Below are 22,388 nucleotides of genomic sequence, written 5' to 3'. Positions count from 1 at the left end.
TAATCAGCTGGCTTTTTTTATCTACAAAACTTAAATAAACCTTATGCTAGACTGCTGCTATCTAAATATTTAGGCAAAGTCATCTGCCTATCTCACGATTGGAGCGTAAAATGTCACAATTTGATTTTGATCTGTTTGTTATTGGTGCAGGCTCAGGCGGTGTACGCGCAGCTCGCACTGCCGCAGGTTTAGGAAAAAAAGTCGCGGTTGCAGAAGGGCGTTTTTTAGGCGGCACTTGCGTCAACATCGGCTGCGTACCGAAAAAACTGTTCTCTTATGGCTCGCACTTCCACGAAGAGTTTGACCAAGCGCAGGGCTATGGTTGGCAAGTGGGTGCAAGTCGTTTCGACTGGCCGACCTTGCGCGATAATAAAACCAAAGAGATTGAACGCCTAAATGGTATTTACCATAACCTGTTGATTAACTCAGGTGTGACCTTAATTGAAGGCTACGCTGAAATTAAAGACGCCCATCAAGTACAAGTAAATGACCAGCTTTTTACAGCTGAGCGCATCTTAATCGCCACGGGCGGACAGCCGTTTATGCCTGAATTTGAAGGCAACGAACTGGCAATCAACTCTGATGCCGTATTCTATCTGGATGAGTTCCCTAAACGTGCCTTAGTCTTGGGCGGTGGCTATATTGCCGTTGAGTTTGCGGGCATCTTCAATGGCCTGGGCGCTGAAAGCCATCTGGTTTACCGTGGCGAACTACCATTAAAAGGCTTCGACCTTGAAGTGCAGCAGTTTGCGGCTACCGAGATTCAGAAAAAAGGCGTGCAATTTCACCTTGGCGTGAATATCGAAAAAATTGAAAAAGTGGCGACAGGGTTAAAAGTGACCCTAACCAACCAAGACAGCCTAGAGGTTGATCTGGTGTTGTGTGCCACAGGGCGTGTGCCTAATACCAAAGGGTTGGGGCTTGAGCAAGCTGGTGTTGCCTTAGGGCGTGGCGGAGAGGTGCTAGTTAATGACCAATTCCAAACCAATATACCTTCTATCTATGCCCTTGGCGATGTGATCAACCGTTTACAGTTAACCCCTGTCGCTTTGGCAGAAGCGATGGTATTAGTACACAACCTTTACAAACCAGAACTGCCGCCTAAAGCAATGGACTACAGCAATATTCCAACCGCTGTTTTTTGCCATCCCAATATCTCAACCGTAGGCTTAACAGAAGAGCAAGCACAAGCACAATTTGACGAAGTCGCAATTTACAGCGCCAGCTTTAAACCCATGAAACACACTTTGTCAGGCTCAGAAGAGCGCTGCCTGATGAAACTGGTGGTGGATGCCGCAACTGATAAAGTTGTAGGTGCACACATGGTTGGGCAAGATGCCGGCGAAGTGATTCAAGGCATTGCCGTCGCTATTAAAGCCGGTGCAACCAAAGCGATGTTCGACAGTACATTAGGAATACACCCAACAGGGGCTGAAGAGTTTGTTACCATGCGCACTGTAACCCGTACCCACCGCAAATGATGTGACATATTGAGAGCCACCTAAAAGGTCAGACTAAACACTGGCCTTTTAGGCAGCCACCACAGTTTTGTGAGAGGATGGGGGCATTATCCCCCATCTTTTATTTATGAAATAAGGGTTTTCTATCGCCCTTTATGCTGTTTGATGCTGCTTTTAGCTGATTTGTAGAAGCGCCCCAAGGCTCTGTCCTTTTCCCGTTTTGCTGCAACGCTTTGCTGACTGCGCTCTTGCTCACTCATCAATTTGTGATAGCTTTCTAAGCGGCGAGCCTCAAGTCTACCGTCGTTAATAGCTGTTGTTACCGCACAGTCCGGCTCATCCAGATGTAGGCAATCTGCAAAGCGACATTGCTCAGCCAAAGTTTCAATTTCGGAGAAGGTTTTTCGTATACCGAACTCGCTGTCAAACAGTTTCAGCTCGCGCATTCCCGGTGTATCCAGCAACAATCCACCACCAGAAATCAGGTGCAGGCTACGCCCTGTCGTGGTGTGTCGTCCCTTTGCATCATTTTCCCTAATATCCTGAGTATCCTGCTCATGCTGTCCAGACAGACTGTTGACCAGAGTGGATTTACCCACCCCAGATGAGCCAGTCAACACCAGTGTTTGCCCACTTTTACACCAAGGCTGCAATTGCTTCACTGAATTAGGGTCGGTGGCATTAACGCTTTCAACAGGTAGCAGGTTATCAAGACTTCGTATCTGATCAATATAACGCTCTGGTGACTCACAAAGATCGCTTTTGGTCAGCACAACCACTGGCTGAATCCTGCTTTCTGCGGCAAGACTTAGATAGCGCTCAATTCGGCTGAGATTAAAATCCTGATTACAGGAGGTGACAATCAATAAGGTGTCAATATTGGCTGCAATCAGTTGCTGATTAGTCTCAATTCCAGCGGCAAGGCGCTGAATCAGGCTGAAACGATTCAGCAATCGTATAGGCTGCTGATCAGCGTCCAGTAACAGCCAGTCGCCAACGGTAGGCCTTTCCTGTGTAGGACGATCTTTCCAGAAGAGCGTAGAAAGGTTCTGCTCCTGTAGCTGCATTTCCCCATCAGGTGCTTCCATCACAGTCTGTAGCACAATACGGTTACGATGTACCTCGGTTACTCGAAAGGGCGTCAATTGTGTGAACTCTTCCAGAATTAACTGTTGCTGAAAAAAGTGTCCCCACCCGAGAGACGTTAAACTTAAGTTATTCGTTCGGTTTGCTGTATCAAGTACAGCTGTGTCCTTTAGAGCAGATGAAATTGGGCTTCTCAGACTAAGTGATGGTCTGATTGAGGTTTTTTTAACGTTTGAAGACATTGTCTTTCCGTTCCTAAGTCATTGTTAAGTAAAACAATCAAAAGAGATTTGAACGGGCCAACAAATTTATGGGGAATAAGCGTTGAGGAGAAAACTCAAGGCACAGATAACCCTGACCATTACCCTATTTAATGAGTTTACAAGGGTAATTGGCCACAGGTGTCAGCTGCTTAGCCTCTGAATATTAAAAGAGGCTGGTTAAGCGGCCTGACCTGCAAAAACGGTGTTGGCATAGAAAAGAACAATCATCAAAAGACTCCATAGTTAAGTAAAAAAGAAGGTAAATTGGCACGCCTTATTGAGGCTCATACTAGCTTTTTCTTGCAAAGAAAAATAGGCAACGGATCAGTCGGTTAAGTAATACTCAACCGTTGACACAACACGCACATTTTTAATATGGGGGTTGTCGGTGTCACGGGCACTGATACTGAATTGTCCTTGTGTCGCACGTTTGATTTTTCCGAGCTTACTGTCGGAGTCCGCAGCAAATTTCTGTGCGACCTCACGAGCTTGTTTAGTCGCCTCTTCAATCATCGCGGGCTTGATATTATTTAAACCAGTGAAAATATATTCAGTTTTTGCGTTATAATCATTTCCTGTAAAAACAATACCCTTCTTACCAAGACTTAATAGCCGTCCCATTATCTTACGTACACCGCTCACATCGTCAGAGTAAACCGTGACAGTTTGTTGGGCAGAGTAACGAAATGACGCGCGATTGTTGTCGTAAACGGATTTGTCTGTAATTGCAGGTGCGGAAAATGAGATGCCATCTGCTTGAATACCTTGCTGGGAGAGGAAGGTCTTAATTTGAGTCGCGCTATTTTCAATCGAATTATAAAGTCCCTCTAAGTCATTCCCCACAACGACAAACTGAATCGGCCAGATCACAATATCAGCGTACACTTCGCGCTCTGCAAGGCCTTTTACCGTTACGCTACGGTCATATTGCTTATATTTAATTAGGGTATCGTTCAGCATCCAACCCAAACTGGTTAAACCTATTGCAATGAATAGTCCTAAAATAAAAGCACTTGCTTTATGAGGTTGAGACATAACGATCCTTTTTTCTCAATGATTCTAACTAAGATAATATTTTGGTTTTACATGTGGGCGCTCATAGTGTTATGTCACCCGTTTCCCAGGCTCTTTCAACATACCTGCCATTTCTGTGCATTGTGAAGTGCACAGAGTTTTGAATACTACCTTATAAATGCGTTGCTCACTACCGCTCACCCTCTGCGTCAGACTTCTGCTGTTGGATCTGCCATAAATTTGCATACACCCCTTGTTGGGCGAGTAAGCTGTTATGGCTCCCCTCTTCTACGATCACACCTTGGTGTAACACAATGATTTTGTCGGCATCGACAATGGTTGACAGGCGGTGGGCGATCACTAGGCTGGTGTAGCCCTCTGCAATCTCTTTCATGGCTTTGAGAATGGCTTGCTCTGATTTGCTGTCTAAAGAGGAGGTGGCCTCGTCAAATACCAAAATAGGGGGGCGTTTTAAAATAGCTCGGGCGATGGCGATGCGCTGTTTTTCACCTCCTGATAGTTTTAAGCCTCGCTCACCAACTAGGGTTTGCACACCTTTGGGTAGGTCTTGAATAAACTGGTCAAGGTGCGCCATGCTAATGGCATTCATCACCTCTTCATCTGATGCGCTGGGTCGTCCGTAGCGTACGTTTTCTAGAATACTGTTGTTAAACAGAACCGTATCTTGCGGCACGATGCCGATAGCTTGGCGCAAAGACTGTTGCGTGAGCTGCTGAATGGCTTGGTCATCTATGCAAATTTCACCCTCGGTTGGGTCATAAAATCGAAACAGTAGTTTAACCAGTGTTGACTTACCTGAACCACTTTCACCCACTACAGCCACTTTTTGACCGGGTTCAACGGTAAAGCTGATGTTATTTAAGATGGGACGCTCTGCTTGATAATGAAAGGATACGTTGTTAAAGGTGATCGCCCCTTGGACGCTGGGCAGCACTTGTGCTTGAGGAGCATCCACTACTTTTGGTTGGCGCTTTAGTAGCTCGAACATCTGCTCGATATTGGCGAGTGAGCCTTTGATCTCTCGGTAAACAAAGCCTAGAAAGTTTAAGGGAATAAACAACTGCATCATAAAGGCATTGATCAGCACAAAATCACCCAATGTCATCTCATCATTGGCGACACGAATAGAGGCCAATGCCAACATGCTGGTCATGGCGAGGGCGATAATCAGCGCTTGTCCACCATTGAGCGCAAATAGGGTCAGGCGATTTTTACGCTTGGCGCTCTCCCAAAGCGCCAGCTCATCATCGTAGCGCTTGGCTTCGTACGCTTCATTAGTGAAGTATTTTACGGTTTCGTAATTTAATAAACTGTCGACGGCGCGGGAGTTGCTGGCGGTATCTGCTTCGTTCACTTCTCGTAAATAGCGGGTGCGCCATTCCGTTGCTACGATGGAGAACACCACATAGCAGAGGACAGAAAACAGTGTGATAGCGGCAAAGGTGACACCGTAGTGATAGAACAGAATACCCACGACCAGCATCACTTCTAGCAATGTGGGTACGATGTTAAAAATCATAAACCGCATGAGAAAGCTGATGCCGCTGGTGCCCCGTTCAATATCACGAGACAACCCCCCTGTACGGCGGTTTAAGTGAAAGTCTAAATCCAGATGATGTAAATGCTGAAAGGTTTTTAGGCTGATACGTCGAATAGTGCGCTCAGTGACTCGGCCAAATAAGGTGTCTCGCACTTCATTCATGATCACGTTTAAAAAGCGGGCTGCACCGTAAGCGGCCACTAAGCCTAAAGGGGCGATGATCAGTGCGTTGGCCTCAAGTGTGGCGGTATTCAGGCCATCAACAATATGTTTGAGGAAGTAGGGGAGGCTGACGCTGGCAACTTTAGCCAAGACCAAACAAGCAATAGCGGCAAAAACGCGATAGCGAAACTCTAACAGATAGGGCCAAAGCATTTTCAATACATGCCACTTCATGCCTGTACCGGGTTCAACAACAGAATGATGGTGGCGCATAGTGATAGATACTCAAATAGTGGTGGGGCAGTTTACCCCAGTAGGCTTGTAAGGGTAGTGGATAATAGAAAACTTATCTTCTGTGTCAATGTATTGGCATTATTACAAACCGCAGATAGCTACAATAGCGCTTGGAAGAGTTGGTGCAACGCGGCTCGTCTTCGAGTGGTTAATGGCTGTGAAAAGCTGATACGCAAATAGTTATGGTATAAGCCATGTGCAGAAAATAGAACGCCCGGTGTGAGTACCACACCTTGTTCTAATAGGCCTTGATAGCTGATTTGCGTATCAATGTGGGCAGGTAGTTCAACCCAAAGGCACAAACCTCCTTTAGGTTGGCTATAGCTGATTTTATCCCCCCAATGTTGCTTGAGTTCATACAATAGTTGGTCACGCTGCTCGCGTAGCCTTTGTTTATATTGCGCTACGTAACGGCGATAATGCCCTTCTGCAATAAATTGCGCTAACCCTCCTTGCACTGCTTGTGGGCTGGCTAATTGAGTGATGAGTTTTAACTGAACCAGTTTATCCTGTAGTGCTGCACCCATAATCCAGCCAATACGCAGGTCACGAGATAGGCTTTTAGAAAATGAACCGCACAAAATGACCTGTTGGTGCTCATCTAAAGCTTTGAGAGGGGCGGGAGATTCAGAGCCAAAAGCTAAATCACCATAAATGTCATCTTCGATCACATAAAACTGATGTTGTAGCGCCAGTTGTAATAGACGTTGCCTAGATGCCAATGGCATTTGAGACCCTGTAGGTGTGCCAAAGTTGGGCGAGACTACACAAGCTTTAATGGGCCAGCGACTGATCTTTTCAGCCAACTCTGTAACATCTAGACCCATTTCAGCATCTGCGGATATTTCAATAATGTTCAGCTCCAGTTGCTCCATAATCTGTAATACGCCGTAAAAAGCAGGAGACTCAACTGCAACGGTGTCACCGCGTTTACAGGTTGCCATCAGGGCGAGAAACAGCGCATGTTGGCAGCCACTGGTAATGCAAATCTCTTCAGGTGTTGTGTTTAATAAACGTTGTCGGTATAGCTCTGTCAGTGCCTCTCGTAATCCTATTTTTCCCGCAGGTTCATCATAGTAATTGGCTTTCTGCTCAGGGTGTGTGCGTAGCCTGCGACTGATTAAACGATTGAGCAAAACTAAGTGCTGCGATGATTCTGCAAAGCCATCTGCGGGTAAAATGTCAAAGGCAGCACTGCGCCCCATAATATCTCGGAAAATGGCGGGCACCGTTACAGGTGCAGGTGCCACAGGTGTATCTACCTTGTTAGGTTTAGGGCTTTTGATTGTAGGTAGCTGTACAAAGTAGCCTGACTTAGGTTGTGCCACTACCCATTGATCAGATTCTAAACGATGGAGCGCATGCAACACTGTTGCCTTGGATACTCCGTAATCAGCACATAATGTACGTATTGATGGTAGGCGTTCACCATTACGATAGCGACCGTTAAGAAGCTGCTCTCGCAGTTCGTTTTCTAATGCTTCATAACGGTAAATTTTCATCAAAAGACCCTGTTGGTTGGAACTGTGCCTATTATAATTACTTTTTTGATCATAGGGTTGCGTAGTGAGAAGCCTATGGCATTTTGAGTGTTATTACTCGAAATGAATCGAGGCTTAGTTTCAGCTTAACGCCCTTCGATTTGCACTTTTTCTACTGATTGTGGTGCAATGCGACTCATATTTTGCCCTTAATAAGGAATGATGGTTTGAAAAATATTCTTCGGCTTGGTTTAGCAACAGTTCTATTGTCTGGCCTATTGTCAGGTTGTCAAAGCACTTATTACTCTGCAATGGAGCAGGTAGGTGTACACAAACGCGATATTTTAGTTGATAGGGTCGACAGTGCCAAAGAGGCTCAGCAAGAGGCTCAGACCCAGTTTAAAGATGCTCTAGAGCAATATCGTGCAGTTGTTAGTTTTGATGGTGGCGAGTTAGAAACTCTATACGATAAGTTAAAAGCAGAGTACGACGACAGTGAGTCGGCGGCTAAAGCGGTCAGCTCACGCATTGAAAAAGTAGAAGATGTGGCCGAGGCACTGTTTGAAGAGTGGCAAGCAGAGTTAGCGCTTTACTCTAGTGCAAGCTTGCGCCGCCAAAGTGAACGGCAGCTCAAAGATACTCGCAGTCGCTATCAAAGTTTAATTAAAGCGATGAAGCGTGCAGAATCACGTATGGCACCAGTGCTTGCTGCATTAAATGATAACGTGCTGTATCTAAAGCATAATTTAAATGCTAAAGCGATTGGGTCACTAAAAGGTGAACTGAATAGCATCCGCCAAGATGTAGACTTGATGATCAAAGAGATGCAAAGCGCCATTCAGGAGTCTGATCGTTTTATCGCTAACATGAAAAGCAATGGCTAACAGTGTAACTGTTTCGATATAGAGGATAATCGTGAATAATCGCAAACGAATTAAACTGAACTGTGATATGGGTGAAAGCTTTGGTGCTTGGACTATGGGTGCTGATGCAGAGGTTATGCCTTATATTGATATGGCCAGTATCGCTTGCGGTTTTCACGCGTCTGACCCACTGACAATGCACAGAACCGTGCAGCTAGCACTACAGCATCAAGTCAGTATTGGCGCACATCCCAGCTACCCAGACTTGGTAGGCTTTGGCCGAAGAGAGATGCAACTCTCTTCCGATGAACTGCACAGCGCACTCATTTACCAAATTGCAGCCTTGCAGGGGATTTGTGAATCGAATAACACCACTTTGTCATACGTAAAACCCCATGGTGCACTGTATAACAAAATGATGATCGATAATGCGACCCTTATGACGGTTATGCAAAGTCTAAAAGATTACTGCCCACATCTACCTCTGGTGTTAATGGCAACTCCTGAAGCAGAGCAGATCCAAAAACAGGCAGACAGCATGGGCATTTCAATATTGTTTGAAGTATTCGCCGATCGCGCCTATGACGATGAGGGCCGTTTAGTCGCCCGTACAATCGAAGGAGCTGTACATCAGAGTCTGTCTCAAATAGAGCAACAAGTTAGGCAAATTGTTGAGCAGGGCACTGTCACCAGCTTTTCAGGCAAAGTGATACCTATTGCGGCTGACACACTATGCATACATGGTGATGGAGCGCATGCCGCTAGTATTGCGGAATTATGCAGTCGAATCACATCTTAAACTGCAAATAATCATTGAATTTTATAATAGCCTAACCAAAGCTGGCTATGATCTGTGAAAACACCGTCAATAGGTAGGTGCTTTAAATTATTTAGGTGGCTTATTTCATTGACGGTATAAATATAAACTTCCAATCCTTTAGCTTTTGCCTCTTTAATCAGTGGCTCATCTATAAACTCTGCTGAAATATGCAGTGAGCGTATTTTAAGTACGCCTATCGCTGCATTTAGGGAAAGGGGCACACCATATACCAGAAGCCCTAGGTCTACATCAGGACAGCTCTTTTGAAAGAGTAACAGTTCATTGTGATCGAAAGATGATACAAGTAAGTCTGGCTTAAGTGCAGAGAATATCGGCTTTGTCAGTAATACGGCCAACAAGCCCGCACAACCTTTACTTTTTAACTCGATATTGAGAGACACACGGCCAGCAACAAGGTTGAGCACCTCCTCAAGCAGTGGAATACGCTGCCCCATTCCTGCATCAAATCGCATCAGTTGTGCCATAGTGTGATCTTTAACCCATCCACTTCCATTAGTGGTGCGATCTAAGGTTAAGTCGTGAATAACCAGCAAGTTACCTTGATGGGCGATAATGTCTATTTCAATCCATTTTGCGCCTGATCGAATTGCTAACTCAATCGCTAAAAGCGTATTTTCTGGAGCATCGGCCATTGCACCTCTATGGGCAAAAAAACGCATATATTTGTCCTTATCTCTCTAGCCTAACCTTTACGTTAACGTAAACTTGAAGTACATTATCACTATAACTACAAGACTTTAGTGCAGCGACTTGTTTACAATCATCCGCTGTATTTAACGCAAAATCACAATAATTAAATGCGACAAATAGCATTAAGCAGAATTTTGAAGGAGCCGCTGATGACTGCGCCATTATGGCAACCAAGCCAATCTCGAATCCAAGCCAGTAATATTGATCAATTTACTAAGCAAGTAAACCAGCGTTTTGGACTTTCACTAGAGGTTTATGCAGATCTACACCAGTGGAGCATTGATCATATTGAAGATTTCTGGTCTGAGCTGTGGGACTATGCAGAGGTTATCGCTGATAAGAAAAGTGAAGTAGTCTTAGAAAACCCAAACAAAATGCCGGGCGCTCGCTGGTTTCCTAATAGCAAAGTAAATTTTGCCGAAAACTTGCTGCGTTTCCGTGACGACCAAACTGCATTAGTTTTCCGTGGTGAAAAAGGTCAGCGTTCAGCCTTAACTTATGCCGAATTGTATGTTCAGGTGGCACAAGTTGCAGCTGGCTTAAAACGTGCCGGCGTACAAAAAGGTGACCGTGTGGCAGGTTTTGTGCCCAACTGTATTGAGACATTGGTGGCAATGTTAGCCACGACGAGTCTTGGCGCTGTATGGTCGTCGTGTTCTCCTGATTTTGGCATTAATGGTGTGCTAGACCGTTTTGGCCAGATCAAACCAAAAGTGCTATTTACTACAGATGGCTACTTCTATAGCAAGAAAACACTGAATTCGTTAGAGCGTGTAGAAGGTATTCTTGAGCAACTGCCTGATATTGAACAAGTTGTTGTAATACCGTTCGTTGAAGAGCGAGCAGATATCAGCATGATTCGAGGCGGCGTGCATCTTGCTGATTTTATTGATGCAAACGCAACTGAAATTGACTTTGTACGGGTTGAGTTTGATCATCCGCTATACATCATGTACTCATCAGGTACAACTGGTGTACCAAAATGTATCGTGCACTCGGTTGGCGGCACCCTATTACAGCATTTGAAAGAACACCTTTTACATACCGATGTTAAGCGTGACGACGTGCTGTTCTATTATACGACCTGTGGCTGGATGATGTGGAACTGGTTGGTGACTGGTTTAGCAACAGGTTGCACCGTATTACTCTATGACGGCTCGCCTTTCCACCCACGCCCTAATATTCTTTGGAATATTGCAGAGGAAGAGGGTATTAGTATTTTTGGCACTTCAGCCAAATATATTGCAGCACTTGAGAAGGTCGGTGTTAAGCCTAGAGAGACGCACAATCTTGAGCGTTTAAAAGCGATCCTATCTACAGGCTCTCCACTTGCCCATGAAAGCTTTGAATATGTCTACCGCGATATAAAAACAGACCTGTGCCTATCATCAATCTCTGGTGGTACGGATATTGTTTCCTGCTTCGCTCTTGGCAGCCCAACACTGCCTGTTTATGCGGGGGAGCTACAGTGCAGAGGTTTAGCAATGGCCGTTGACATCTTTGATGATAATGGCAATAGCTTACGCCAAGACAAAGGCGAGTTAGTGTGTACTAAACCATTTCCGTCTATGCCTATTGGTTTTTGGAACGACCCTAATGGTGAAAAGTACCATGATGCTTACTTTGCTAGTTTCGACAATGTTTGGGCGCATGGTGATTATGCCGAGATCACAGAACATGGTGGCTTAATTATTCATGGCCGCTCTGACGCTGTACTAAATCCAGGTGGTGTGCGTATCGGTACTGCAGAAATTTACCGTCAGGTTGAGAAAGTTGATCAAGTGATGGAAAGCATCTGTATTGGTCAAGACTGGGACGATGATGTTCGTGTTGTGCTGTTTGTACGCATGAAAGAGGGCTTTGATCTCAATGCTGATATTGAGAAAGAGATCCGTGACACCATTCGAGCTAATACTACGCCACGTCATGTACCTGCTAAGATTATTCAGGTTAGTGATATTCCTCGCACCATCAGCGGTAAAATTGTAGAGCTAGCAGTGCGTAATGTTGTGCTGAATCGTCCAGTGAAAAATACGGATGCATTGGCTAACCCTGAGGCTCTAAAATTGTATGAAAATCTAGAAGCGTTACAAAGCTAAACGTTAGCTTGGCTATATTGATTGAGGGCCACTTACTTTAGTAAGCGACCCTCAATTTTATTTCGGTGTAGCTTGAAAGGAAGGTCGCTAAAATATTTGATTCCCCACAAAGCATTAGATCAACGATGCTGTCCAGCCTTGCCAACTTGTTCTCAGTTTATCCTTGCATCAAACGATTGCTATTTGACTCTAAGCGCTCTAGACCCTTAATCAAATCTGCGTCACTCAACTGCTTTGTAAGATAACGATCAATCAGTTGTGAGAACTCCTCATGCAGTGCTTCATATCGCGAATCCAGCTGGATATTGGTTTCGTCTTCATCTAACGATACTGTAGTTGTTTGGCCTTTAATTATCTCTTCAAGTGCAGCATAAATATTTTGTTTATAAATCACATGAGCAATACGGCTCATTGCAGACCCCGCATAGCCAACCGCTTCAGCCACACGGGCAGAAGTTTGCTCAGCATTTTGCTCAAGTGTTGAAAATAAAGTTAAAAAGTCATCTAGTTGACTGGCAACCTTAAACCCTAGAGTCTGGTTTTCCTCTGTACAGCTGCTTATTTCTGCGACTTGCTTACGTAAGGATGCCACTATGTTGCCAACTTCAGCGGCCGTATCTTTGGTGCGAGTCGATAGGTTTTTTACCTCGTCTGCTACTACAGCAAAACCACGACCTGATTCACCTGCCCTTGCAGCTTCTACAGAGGCGTTCAACGCCAATAAATTGGTTTGATCTGCAATATCGGTAATTAACTTTAACGCACGTTCAACAGATGCGCTGGCTTCATTTAGGCTTTGAGTTTTTACCCGTAGGGTCGAAATATTATCCGTTGTTTGGCGCATTGCCTGAGTCATATCATTGATTGCCAAATGACTCTGCTGTGCTTGTGTGCAGTTGGCTTTCGCTATTTCATCAACCGCTATCACTACATGCTGAATCTGGTTTAGCTCATGCTCGCTATTATGTAGATCTGAGCGTAGATGTTGGATATTAATATCATGAAGTTGAGCCGTAACAGCATTTTGTTCGGTGTAACTCTGGTTGTCTTTTATGGCGATAATGGCGTTGTTAATCGCATCTAAAGAATTAGCAAAATCACCAGGTAAACCAGTCCCTCTAGCCTCCCTGCTAAAATCACTCTGATTAACTCTTTGAAAACAAAGCTTTACTTCTTTGAAATAAGTTTCAACAAAATCTAAAAACTCATTAACCGCCCAAGCAGATGAGGCTACTTCTCTGAGTTGTATGGTATGAGTTATTCTATGGTGCAACTCACCTTTTTTAGCCTTTTTTAATATTGATATCAATTGATCTAATGCTAATTTAAAAGGCTTAAAATAGAACCTTGATATAAAAAAAAGTGCGAAGAAAGAGCTTAAAATAACCGCTAACTCTACTGTGAAAACATCACGGTATATAGCGCTAGCGGTAGCAAACATAGTCGCTATAACCAACAAACCAAACATTAGCTTGTACTTGATAGGCATATTTGCGTTCTCTATTGTAAGGAGTGCTATTACATTGCTTGAAGCGTCATTACAAAACGATCATAGCTTACAGATTTAGACTCAAGCAATTGCACTAAGTAAGCCAAAGAATGATCGGCCGCTGATTGACTGTTTGCTCTAGATTCAATCTCTAACATGGTGTTGTAAATGGGGATTAACGTGTCTATAGCGGCTCGGCTCGGGCGGCGTCGAACAGAAAAATACCCCTTTAGGTGGCCGCTGGCATCAAAATCAGGGGTAATATTGGCAAAAACCCAGTAATAATCCCCTCCAGAAGTGTAATTTTTTACAAAACCAAAAAATTCATGCCCCTTTCGTAACTCTTGCCATAGAAAACGAAATACGCCACGGGGCATGTCAGGATGTCGGATTAAGTTATGAGGTTTATTTAGAACCTCTTCTTCTTGATAGTCAGCTATTCTCAGAAACGTTCTATTCGCATAGGTGATATGACCGCGAGTATCTGTTTTTGAGATAATAAGATCATCAGCTTCAAGTAATATTTCTTGGGAATTCTTATAAATATTATGTGCCAGCATTTTTATTGTTCCTTAGTCGCAGGCGAGTGCTCCATAATGCTACTAAAACAATAAAATCAAATGATGCAGATCAATATTGTCTCTATATTTAACGGATTATACCTTTAAATATTACATTTGCGTCTCTAGCTGCGATAAGTGCACGTAATGTTTTAGAATGAAACTCTCGGCGATATAGCACCATTACTACTAAAACTGTCGCCACCATAAAAACATATGGATGCCAAAACCAACAGAGTACTGCCAAACCAAAGTAGTAAGCGCGCAATCCGTAATTAAACTGATTCGCTGCTAAATCGATAAGGTCAGCTGTGTGTTCTGCATAAGCTTTTCTTGATTTTGGAGTGACATTTTCATCAGTTGGTTGTGGTGCTGCACCGATCATAATTGCGCAAAAGTTGTACTGACGCATAGACCAAGTAAAGGTGAAAAATGCGTATACAAAGATCGCAATTAAAAGTAAAACTTTCAGCTCCCACTCTAGCTGAGTGTCTGTTCCAGAAAATGGTAGCTGAGACATAATCTGAATAGCTTGATCTGTTGCACCTAACATGGTGAAAAGTGCAGCCAAAATCAGTAACGTACTTGAAGCAAAGAAGGCACCATTACGCTCCAAGTGCGTCATAATTGTTGTATCGGCAATTCGAACTTCACGCTCTAGCAATCGCACCATCCAATCTGCTCTGTATTGATGCATAACGCGAGCCAGACAGACTTTTCCTGATAGCGAACGTTTAGAATAAAAGTAATAGACCGTCCACCAAAATACGAACCAGCTAAAGGCAATCACATCTAAAAGAGACAGACTGATCAGTTGACTAAATGATAACAATTCAGTTACACCTTGATTAATAAAGAAAAGCACAGTTGTAAGACTAATGTATTATAATACAATTTTTTAGAGCATATCCCCTTGAAATCATACCTATGTGGCCTACTGCTGCTCTTGACCCCATTTTTTGCAATGGGGCAATCTTGGCAAGAACTGGTTGATAAGGTTCAGCGAACAGAACTGGAACAACAGCTTGATCTTGTGAACCGCTATTTCAACGAGCAAGTTCGCTATCGGGCAGAGTTAAATGATCGCTGGCAGTCATTATCAGAAACTTTAAATTCTAAACAGGGCGATTGTGAAGATTTTGCACTGGGCAAATACCAAACTTTTTTAGCCAGTGGCAGCCATACTAAAAGTTTTAGTTTTATTTATGCCTTACGCGAGCCAGATAAAGTTGCACACATTGCGTTATTGCATAAACCCAGTAATTTATTGCTGGACAGCCTTACAAATAATCTCAGCACTATGAATTTGCGCCAAGACTTATCCCCTGTTATTGAGTTTACAGCCAATAGCTATCAACTCTTTTCTCCTGAGGTTCGTCTGACTCGTGCAGAGTTAGTATCTTTACGGGGCTGGCAGAAGACTTTAAAGAAAGCTGAGAAACAAAGTTCAAAGGAACTATATGATTAATCTTCGCTCGCTTAGCACAGGGATTTTAGCTTATTTGATTTGGGGCTGTTTTCCGCTTCTGTTTTCATTAGTCAGCTCTGTTGCGCCACTGGAAGTTATTTCGGCTCGTATTTTCTGGTCATTTCTTTTTTGCAGCCTCTTGTTACTAGGCTTAGGACAGTGGCAATCTTTGAAAAAAGTATTTTCAAAGAAGGCTCTGCTTTGGTCGTTTATTGCAGCTTTGTTAATCTCAACCAACTGGTTAGTCTTTGTGTATGCGGTTAACAATGGGCAGGTGATTCAATCAAGCCTAGGCTACTTTTTAACGCCGATTGTGAGTGTGTTTCTGGCGCGTTTTATATTGCAAGAGCACATCAGTCGCCGCCAAGCGATCTCTATTGCATTAGCAATCATTGCTATTTTAATTGAAGTTTTGCGAATACAGAGCTTACCTTGGATCTCCTTGCTATTGGCGCTTAGTTTTGGCTTGTATGGCTTAGTACGTAAACAAGCACCTTTTGAAGCACTCAACGGCCTGTTAATGGAAACTGGATGGCTTTTGTTACCTGCTTTGGCTTACCTTGCGTTACAGCAATCACCTGGGTTGCAGCCTTACCCTGTTAATAGCATAGGTTTTTATCTGGCCTTATCAGGGATTGTAACGGCGGTTCCATTATTACTGTTCTCTGCTGCCGCTCGAAAGCTGCCTCTCTCTGTGATTGGCTTCATTATGTATATCAACCCAATCATGCAGTTCATTACAGCTATTTTTATCTTTAAAGAAGGTTTTGAGCTGCAACAGCTATTCAGCTTTGCACTGATATGGCTTGCAGTTTTGATATTCTGTTACGATTTGTACCAAAATAGCAGGCAAAGGGTTTAAAGCTATACTGTGCTTCAGTAACTCTATTTTTCTTTATACGCAGTAGTCATCAAAGACTTTCGCTACATTAGAATTGTATTTTGTTTGCTGCGACGCATCAAAAGTGTTACTATGCGTAGAATATAGTAACACTTTTGGAGACTGGCTATGGTTCGCTCATCTGACCTTCTTATCAATACTGGCATGACTGCTGGCATAGCTGTGATAGCAGCCCTAGCAGCAGTGGCTTCTCAGGTTGTACTACCTGCAGTCGCATTAGTTTCAGGCTTAGGCGTAGTGTTTAAAGCTTGGGAAGCTGCGGTTGTTAACCCATCGCTGTAATTGCCAGGTTTAAACTGAGCAAAAATAAAAGCCGCTAAATTTGAAACACTCAGTTCGATAAGCAGTGCTTCACAATATTAGCGGCTTTTTAGATTCTCAATGGCGGTCTTAGATTTAAATAATTAAAGCATGCCTAATCCAAATATTACTGGTTTAGCATATGGCGCTCTCTTAGATCCTCCAAATGATCATAGATCTTTTGAGCTTGGCTGAATTTGATCTGTGGGAACACAGGCATACGCGGGTACCTAGGATCACCCTCACGAATCAAGCGCACTGTATCAGCCCTCGATAACTCGGCACTAATACTTGCAGGTATACCCAAAAAAAACTTACCTACACCACTTGGCCGATGGCAGCCTGCACAATAATCTTGGTACATATCTTTACCAGTTGCCATTGCTGCTGGTGGCTCATCCTTATAGAGGCAGCCTGAGATCAATGTCACGGTCAATACTACAAGAAAAGTTTTCAGCGCCTTTATCTGAGTTACTGTTTTCACATCTCACCCCTTTACAGATTTAGGCGTTACTGCTGGCTCAACGAGCTTATTTTTATCAGCTTTTATTGGCTCGGTTTTCATGCCCCTCTATAGATAGACTTTAGTGTAAAATAAGTATTTTGCCTAGAAAAACAGAAGCATTTCTCGCTAGTTGCTGGCAATCCGCGTAGAGTTCACGGCCTTCGCGTAGCTATTTGATTTTATGTTGGTCTGCTGCGTTTATTATAAACTACAGCAGCTATAAGGCTTTTCATGTCAGATATTCGAGTGCGTTACCAAACTATTGAATTTGGTCAAACCGATATCCACCTACGAACTTTAAGAGATAATCAGCAATTCTCAGACCCTCAGGGGGAGGCGGAAAGCCTAGGTATTTCATCAGCTTCTTGGCCTATCTTTGGTATTGTTTGGGATTCAGGCAATGTGCTGGCGCATTTGATGTACAAGCATCAGATAAAGGGAAAGCGAATCTTGGAGGTAGGATGCGGTATCGGGCTTTCAAGCCTCGTCTTAAATCACCGTGAAGCTGATATTACGGCGACAGATTATCATCCCGAAGCAGGAAACTTTTTATCAATTAATACCATGCTTAACCAAGGTAAAGATATTCCATTTATACGGACGGGGTGGGAGGATGCCGATAGTGGCATTGGTTTATTTGATCTCATTATTGGAAGTGATCTATTGTATGAGCATGAGCATGTTGAGCTGCTAGCTGCATTTGTGGAACAACATGCAAAACCTAGTTGTGAAGTGATTATGATTGATCCCGGGCGCGGTCATCACGCCCGGTTCAGCAAACAGATGGTTAAATTTGGCTTTAATCATCAACAACAGAAACCTGAAGGCACCGAGCTATATTTAAACAAGCCTTTTAAAGGTCAAATACTAAGCTATCAGCGTTAATCAATCGCTACTACCACCCGATTTCGGCCTTGCTCTTTTGCTTGGTAAAGTGCGGAATCGGCACGTTTTAGCATATCATTAAAGCTCTCTTTTCCACTTCTCAGCTCAGCAATACCGATACTAACAGTTACTTTTAATCCTGCTGGCATTAAATCCTCAATAGCCTGTCGTAATATTTCTGCTTTTTTTACCGCACTGTCTTTATCACAGAAGTCGAGTAGAACAATAAACTCCTCACCACCAAAGCGGGCAACAAGGTCATCTTTACGGTTAAACTCCATTAGTTTTTGAGCCATAGCCACTAATACTTGGTCGCCCACTAAGTGTCCATGCTGATCATTGACTTGCTTAAAATGATCAATATCAAGCAGTAACAATGATAATGAGTGGCCATCACGTAGCGTGCGAGCCACTTTCTGTCCTGCCACTTCCAGCATAAAGTAGCGGTTGTAAACACTGGTCAGTTGATCATGAAAGGCTAAGAACGTTAACTTATCACTTTGCTTTTTTAACATCACTTGGGTTTTTACCCTAGCTTGTACAATTGCAGGCCTAATTGGCTTTGTAATGTAATCAACAGCTCCTAATGTCAGGCCGTATTCCTCATTGTCATCACTGTCCATACCTGTCACAAAGATAATAGGTATTTTCGACATGTCAGAATCTGCCTTCACCCTGCGACACACTTCATAACCATCCATATCAGGCATATCAATATCTAAGAGCAGCAAATCTGGTAGTGGCCCTGCGGTTAAAATATCTAAGCAGCGTTGACCTGAATTGGCGACTTTTACCAAGTAGTCATTCTTTAAGATTCCGGCAAGCACTTGAATGTTAGTCGCGGAGTCATCAACGACCAGAACAGTAGCTTTTTCATTCATTTGGCTGCTCCTGAGAGATAATCTTGACGAGCGCATCAAGTGTGGATAAGGCACCCGCTTCATCGAACTCCGATATTTGCGCTATTAATTGCTGGACGGTTGCCTGCGACTCAGCAGACAACCAAGAAATATTAAGTCGATCAAGCTCTGTTACATCAATGTACTCACTTGCCTCTAGCTGTTGTCTGAGTTGGTTGATACAAGATCTAAACTCACTCAGGTTCAATGTTACAGCGTTTGCATCGGAGCTATCTATATTAAGCAAATATTGCTCTATTAAGCTTTGTAGCTCTTTGGCGCTATTGGTAAAAGGCTCAAACCATATAGATAGTGCATCGACATCTTGCTTTTTACCTGCCCGCTCTAACTTTGCTGATAAATAGCTTAATCTCTTTGCACTTAAGTTGGCGGCGGCTCCCTTCAGAGCATGTGCTTGATGACAGAGTTCGGCCCAATTTTGTTGCTTCACAGCAGATTGAAGCTGACTTAATTGTTCAGGTAAGTTTCGTAAAAATGTTTTTAATAGCTGGATAATAGAGGACTCTATCCCCATCATTCGGTGTAACATTTCCTCTACCTGCCAAGCCTCTAAAGACTGCCAGTCTGCCTCATGATCGTTGTCTAATCTCTGCTCTAGGCTTGGTATCACTGTAGTATTACTTGAGGTGGTGGTTTTGGATAATTTGTCACCTGTCAGATAAAGATTGAGCTTACTTACTATGTCACCAACCACTAGGGGTTTGGACAGGTAGTCATTCATACCTGAAGCAAGGCACTTTTCTTTATCTCCCGTCATGGCATTGGCCGTCATGGCTATTATCGCAATCTCTTTATTTTTCTCACCTGCTTGCCCTGCCCTAATCTGCCTTGATGCCTCATAGCCATCCATTTTAGGCATTTGACAATCCATAAACACTAGATGGTAGGCTGGCTCTAGGTGATGCCTTAAAAAGGCCAATGCCTCCTCGCCATTAGATGCGACATCAACCTGCAATCCCAGCTCTTGTAAAATCCCTGTTGCTACCATTTGGTTAATATCATTATCTTCAACTAAAAGTACACGTGCCTCTTTTGGCCAAGTTTTTTTTAATTGTTTCAGGTCAAAACCGCTATGGGAAAGCGTTTTTTGCAAATAGTTGTTCTCTGATTTAAGGACTAGGTTACTCATGTTATCGTCGTGAGTCGCAATAGCCAGTGTATCGAATAGATCTGAAACCGTAATAGGCTTTTGACAATAAGCACTGAAGCCTAAATCAGCAAACAGTTGAGACTGATTTTGTTGCGTAATATTGGTCATCATGACCACCTTTACACCTTTAAATCTAGGATCACTTTTAAATTTAGAGCCTAAAGCAACCCCTTCAAGATCGGGAAGATGGATATCAATAAAAACAATATCAAAACAATCATCTGCACTTTTTTGTAACTGTGCTTCTGCCGTTTGCCAAGCCAGCTCAGCGTTTGCTGCCACGGAAGCTGAAATCCCCCAAATACGTAGCTGGCTTTGCATGACCTCTCTATTCATGCTGTTATCATCAACGATAAGCACATTAAGGCCTTCAAGCCCTTTGGCAGGCTCGATTTTCTTCTCTTGCTCACTTTTGCCTAATAGAATTTCAATTTCAAAACAACTGCCAAACTTAGGCACGCTTGACACCGTCACTTTGCCCCCCATTAACTCACAGAGCTTTTTAACAATAGCCAACCCTAACCCTGTTCCGCCGTATTTACGTGTTGTACTGGCATCTAGCTGGCTGAAAGATTGGAAGAGGCTTTTCAAGTTTTCATCAGGGATACCGATACCTGTGTCAATAATAGCGCAGCTAAAACGCCATTGATGTTCATTAAGCTCCGCTAGCTTGCCTTTGATTACCACATCGCCTTGGTCGGTAAATTTAATCGCATTGCCTACTAAGTTGGTTAGAATTTGGCGTAGTCTAGCCGCGTCACCTCGTACAATAGAGTATTGTACTTCGCTCATATCTAGTACCAGCTCTAGGTGTTTTTTCTGAGCTTGATATGCCATGCCTTCAGCAAATTCACTCATCATATTCAAAAGGTCAAAATCAATCGATTCTAGCTCTAGTTTTCCGGCATCAACTTTTGAGTAATCTAAAATATCATTAATCAGTGTAAGAAGAGATTGTGCACTAGATTGTGCAATATCAACCTTGCGGCGTTGGTCTTGGCTAAGAGAGCTGTTCTGTAATAGCTCTAACATACCCAAAACACCATTCATAGGGGTGCGAATTTCGTGGCTCATACTGGCTAAGAATTCGCCTTTTGCATTTGCGGCTTTTTCAGCGGCTTCTTTAGCTTGTTCTAGCGCTACTTGTGCCGCTTGGCTTGCAAGCTCTTGGTATTTTCGCTCGGTAATATCTAGATGAGTGCCAATCATCCGTTTTGGTTTGCCATCAGCAAGCCACTCAACAACCTTACCGGTATCCAAAACCCACACCCATTGGCCATTCTTATGCTTCATTCTGGCTTCAAAACTATAATGGTCAGTAAGGTTGTTCCAATGATCGTTTAAGCGCTTTTCTGACTCTACAAGCTCATCCGGATGAGCCAGCTGCGTCCATGTATTAATTGTTGTGGGTTGCAATTCTTCAAGTTTGTAGCCCACTATTTCTGCCCAGCGCTCATTGAAGTCAACGGTGCCTGTTTCAATATCCCAATCCCAAACCCCTACTTCGGTGCTGCTGATGATAAGTTCAAGTTTGCGAGAACTTTCTGCTAAAGCTATTTCAGCATTTTTGCGTTCCGTAATATCCGCTCGAATCGCAATATAACTTCTAGGCTTGCCATTTTCGCCTTTTAAAGGAACGATAGTGGTGTCAACCCAATACAAGCGGCGATCTTTAGCGCGATTACAAAGCTCGCCACTCCAGACTTCTCCTTTGGCAATACAGCGATACATCTCGCGAAAGAAGGTTTTACTATGTGTGCCTGAATTAAGCATTCTATGGTTTTGTCCGATGAGCTCCTCTTCAGAGTAGCCACTGATCAAACAGAACCGCTCATTGACGTAGGTGATGGTGCCTTGTATGTCGGTTACAGCAACAATGGCGTGTTTATCTAAGGCAAATTTCTGTTCGGCTAAGTCGGACAGTACCTTTTGACGCTTTTTCATCTCAAGGTCTAAAGTCTTTTTGGAGATCAGCGAGTGTTCTAGTGTCTCAGCCATATGATTAATGGCACGGCCTAAGTCGCCAACTTCATCAGTATTAGTTGACACAACACGAGTAGACAAAGCGCCATTGCCTATTGCATCTACACTTTTATGCAACAACTTCAAGCGACGCACTAAGTAATGTTGCAGCACAAAGAACCAAATTAAAGTAGTTATCAGCACACCGAGGATAACCGCCCCCCAGAGTTGTATGCTTAAGCTTGAAATAATTTCTTTAATTACAGTATGTTGGTAGGCATTAGACGCCAGTGATAACAGCTGAGATTTGATTGCATCCAGCAGAAAAATAGCCGAAATACCTGCAATAAAAAATATGGTAGTAGAGCTAATAAAAGTAATTTTTGACAATAAGCGCATATCGACCCCATTGATATCCTTGTTAGCAATAGCGC

The 22,388-nt window shown here is 43.4% G+C and carries 19 protein-coding genes; 8 read left to right on the top strand and 11 right to left on the bottom strand.

All coding sequences use genetic code 11. The features are described 5' to 3' along the window. Nucleotides 1-110: 110 nt before the first annotated feature. Nucleotides 111-1,481, top strand: coding sequence for a glutathione-disulfide reductase (gene gorA / locus B5D26_RS08135; RefSeq protein WP_078745231.1), 1,371 nt, complete (start codon nt 111-113; stop codon nt 1,479-1,481). Between the two features lie 122 nt (nt 1,482-1,603). On the opposite strand, the gene rsgA is transcribed toward gorA, so the two are convergent. The 4 genes from rsgA to B5D26_RS08115 form a co-directional block, all read right to left on the bottom strand. Next, a complete protein-coding gene (gene rsgA / locus B5D26_RS08130; protein WP_078745230.1) occupies nt 1,604-2,788 on the bottom strand; it encodes a ribosome small subunit-dependent GTPase A in 1,185 nt (394 codons plus the stop codon). Between the two features lie 345 nt (nt 2,789-3,133). After that, nucleotides 3,134-3,844 (bottom strand): SIMPL domain-containing protein, encoded by a 711-nt coding sequence (locus tag B5D26_RS08125; RefSeq protein ID WP_078745229.1) that lies wholly within the window; start codon nt 3,842-3,844, stop codon nt 3,134-3,136. A gap of 169 nt (nt 3,845-4,013) precedes the next feature. Further along, nucleotides 4,014-5,819 carry an ABCB family ABC transporter ATP-binding protein/permease gene (locus tag B5D26_RS08120; RefSeq protein ID WP_078745228.1) on the bottom strand — a complete coding sequence of 602 codons (1,806 nt, stop codon included), beginning with the start codon at nt 5,817-5,819 and terminating at the stop codon, nt 4,014-4,016. 119 nt (nt 5,820-5,938) lie between these two features. Continuing rightward, the gene (locus B5D26_RS08115; protein ID WP_078745227.1) at nt 5,939-7,342 is read right to left on the bottom strand and encodes an aminotransferase-like domain-containing protein; all 1,404 of its coding nucleotides are present in this window, start codon (nt 7,340-7,342) and stop codon (nt 5,939-5,941) included. 206 nt (nt 7,343-7,548) lie between these two features. Here B5D26_RS08115 and B5D26_RS08110 point away from each other — a divergent pair, with 206 nt between their 5' ends. Together B5D26_RS08110 and B5D26_RS08105 are read left to right on the top strand one after the other, a co-directional pair. Next, nucleotides 7,549-8,205, top strand: coding sequence for a DUF2959 domain-containing protein (locus B5D26_RS08110; protein ID WP_078745226.1), 657 nt, complete (start codon nt 7,549-7,551; stop codon nt 8,203-8,205). Nucleotides 8,206-8,236: 31 nt separating this feature from the next. After that, a complete protein-coding gene (locus B5D26_RS08105) occupies nt 8,237-8,983 on the top strand; it encodes a 5-oxoprolinase subunit PxpA (RefSeq protein WP_234985245.1) in 747 nt (248 codons plus the stop codon). Between the two features lie 11 nt (nt 8,984-8,994). On the opposite strand, the gene B5D26_RS08100 is transcribed toward B5D26_RS08105, so the two are convergent. Continuing rightward, the gene (locus B5D26_RS08100; RefSeq protein ID WP_078745225.1) at nt 8,995-9,684 is read right to left on the bottom strand and encodes a glycerophosphodiester phosphodiesterase; all 690 of its coding nucleotides are present in this window, start codon (nt 9,682-9,684) and stop codon (nt 8,995-8,997) included. 180 nt (nt 9,685-9,864) lie between these two features. Between B5D26_RS08100 and B5D26_RS08095 the strand changes: the two genes are divergently transcribed. Next, nucleotides 9,865-11,814 carry an acetoacetate--CoA ligase gene (locus B5D26_RS08095; protein ID WP_078745224.1) on the top strand — a complete coding sequence of 650 codons (1,950 nt, stop codon included), beginning with the start codon at nt 9,865-9,867 and terminating at the stop codon, nt 11,812-11,814. Nucleotides 11,815-11,971: 157 nt separating this feature from the next. Here B5D26_RS08095 and B5D26_RS16690 read toward each other — a convergent pair whose 3' ends face one another. The 3 genes from B5D26_RS16690 to B5D26_RS08080 form a co-directional block, all read right to left on the bottom strand. Then, nucleotides 11,972-12,670: a methyl-accepting chemotaxis protein gene (locus B5D26_RS16690; protein WP_234985248.1), complete on the bottom strand. Its 699-nt coding sequence runs from the start codon at nt 12,668-12,670 to the stop codon at nt 11,972-11,974. Nucleotides 12,671-13,332: 662 nt separating this feature from the next. Beyond that, on the bottom strand, nt 13,333-13,863 hold the full coding sequence (locus tag B5D26_RS08085; RefSeq protein WP_078745222.1) for a PAS domain-containing protein: 531 nt from the start codon (nt 13,861-13,863) through the stop codon (nt 13,333-13,335). A gap of 88 nt (nt 13,864-13,951) precedes the next feature. Further along, nucleotides 13,952-14,695: a DUF599 domain-containing protein gene (locus B5D26_RS08080; RefSeq protein WP_200810644.1), complete on the bottom strand. Its 744-nt coding sequence runs from the start codon at nt 14,693-14,695 to the stop codon at nt 13,952-13,954. Nucleotides 14,696-14,809: 114 nt separating this feature from the next. Between B5D26_RS08080 and B5D26_RS08075 the strand changes: the two genes are divergently transcribed. The 3 genes from B5D26_RS08075 (at nt 14,810) to B5D26_RS16170 (ending at nt 16,514) form a co-directional block, all read left to right on the top strand. Continuing rightward, nucleotides 14,810-15,331, top strand: a complete 522-nt coding sequence (locus B5D26_RS08075; RefSeq protein WP_159445620.1) for a transglutaminase-like cysteine peptidase — start codon at nt 14,810-14,812, stop codon at nt 15,329-15,331. After that, a complete protein-coding gene (rarD, locus tag B5D26_RS08070) occupies nt 15,324-16,193 on the top strand; it encodes an EamA family transporter RarD (protein ID WP_078745220.1) in 870 nt (289 codons plus the stop codon). The genes B5D26_RS08075 and rarD overlap by 8 nt, the downstream gene beginning before the upstream one ends. A 147-nt stretch (nt 16,194-16,340) precedes the next feature. Beyond that, the gene (locus B5D26_RS16170) at nt 16,341-16,514 is read left to right on the top strand and encodes a hypothetical protein (protein WP_159445619.1); all 174 of its coding nucleotides are present in this window, start codon (nt 16,341-16,343) and stop codon (nt 16,512-16,514) included. A gap of 145 nt (nt 16,515-16,659) precedes the next feature. Here B5D26_RS16170 and B5D26_RS08065 read toward each other — a convergent pair whose 3' ends face one another. Further along, on the bottom strand, nt 16,660-17,016 hold the full coding sequence (locus B5D26_RS08065; protein WP_078745219.1) for a c-type cytochrome: 357 nt from the start codon (nt 17,014-17,016) through the stop codon (nt 16,660-16,662). A gap of 252 nt (nt 17,017-17,268) precedes the next feature. Between B5D26_RS08065 and B5D26_RS08060 the strand changes: the two genes are divergently transcribed. After that, nucleotides 17,269-17,922 carry a class I SAM-dependent methyltransferase gene (locus B5D26_RS08060; RefSeq protein ID WP_078745218.1) on the top strand — a complete coding sequence of 218 codons (654 nt, stop codon included), beginning with the start codon at nt 17,269-17,271 and terminating at the stop codon, nt 17,920-17,922. Here the strand turns inward: B5D26_RS08060 and B5D26_RS08055 are convergent. Both B5D26_RS08055 and B5D26_RS08050 read right to left on the bottom strand, forming a co-directional pair. Beyond that, nucleotides 17,919-18,803 carry a GGDEF domain-containing response regulator gene (locus tag B5D26_RS08055; RefSeq protein WP_078745217.1) on the bottom strand — a complete coding sequence of 295 codons (885 nt, stop codon included), beginning with the start codon at nt 18,801-18,803 and terminating at the stop codon, nt 17,919-17,921. The two genes, B5D26_RS08060 and B5D26_RS08055, sit on opposite strands and share 4 nt — an antisense overlap. After that, nucleotides 18,796-22,353, bottom strand: a complete 3,558-nt coding sequence (locus B5D26_RS08050; RefSeq protein ID WP_078745216.1) for a response regulator — start codon at nt 22,351-22,353, stop codon at nt 18,796-18,798. The genes B5D26_RS08055 and B5D26_RS08050 overlap by 8 nt, the downstream gene beginning before the upstream one ends. Nucleotides 22,354-22,388: the final 35 nt, after the last annotated feature.

It is taken from the genome of Oceanospirillum multiglobuliferum (genome assembly GCF_900167095.1).
Taxonomy (GTDB): Bacteria; Pseudomonadota; Gammaproteobacteria; order Pseudomonadales; family Halomonadaceae; genus Oceanospirillum; species Oceanospirillum multiglobuliferum.
Note: the sequence above shows the minus strand (reverse complement) of the source record. Positions and strands in the feature narration are given on the sequence as shown.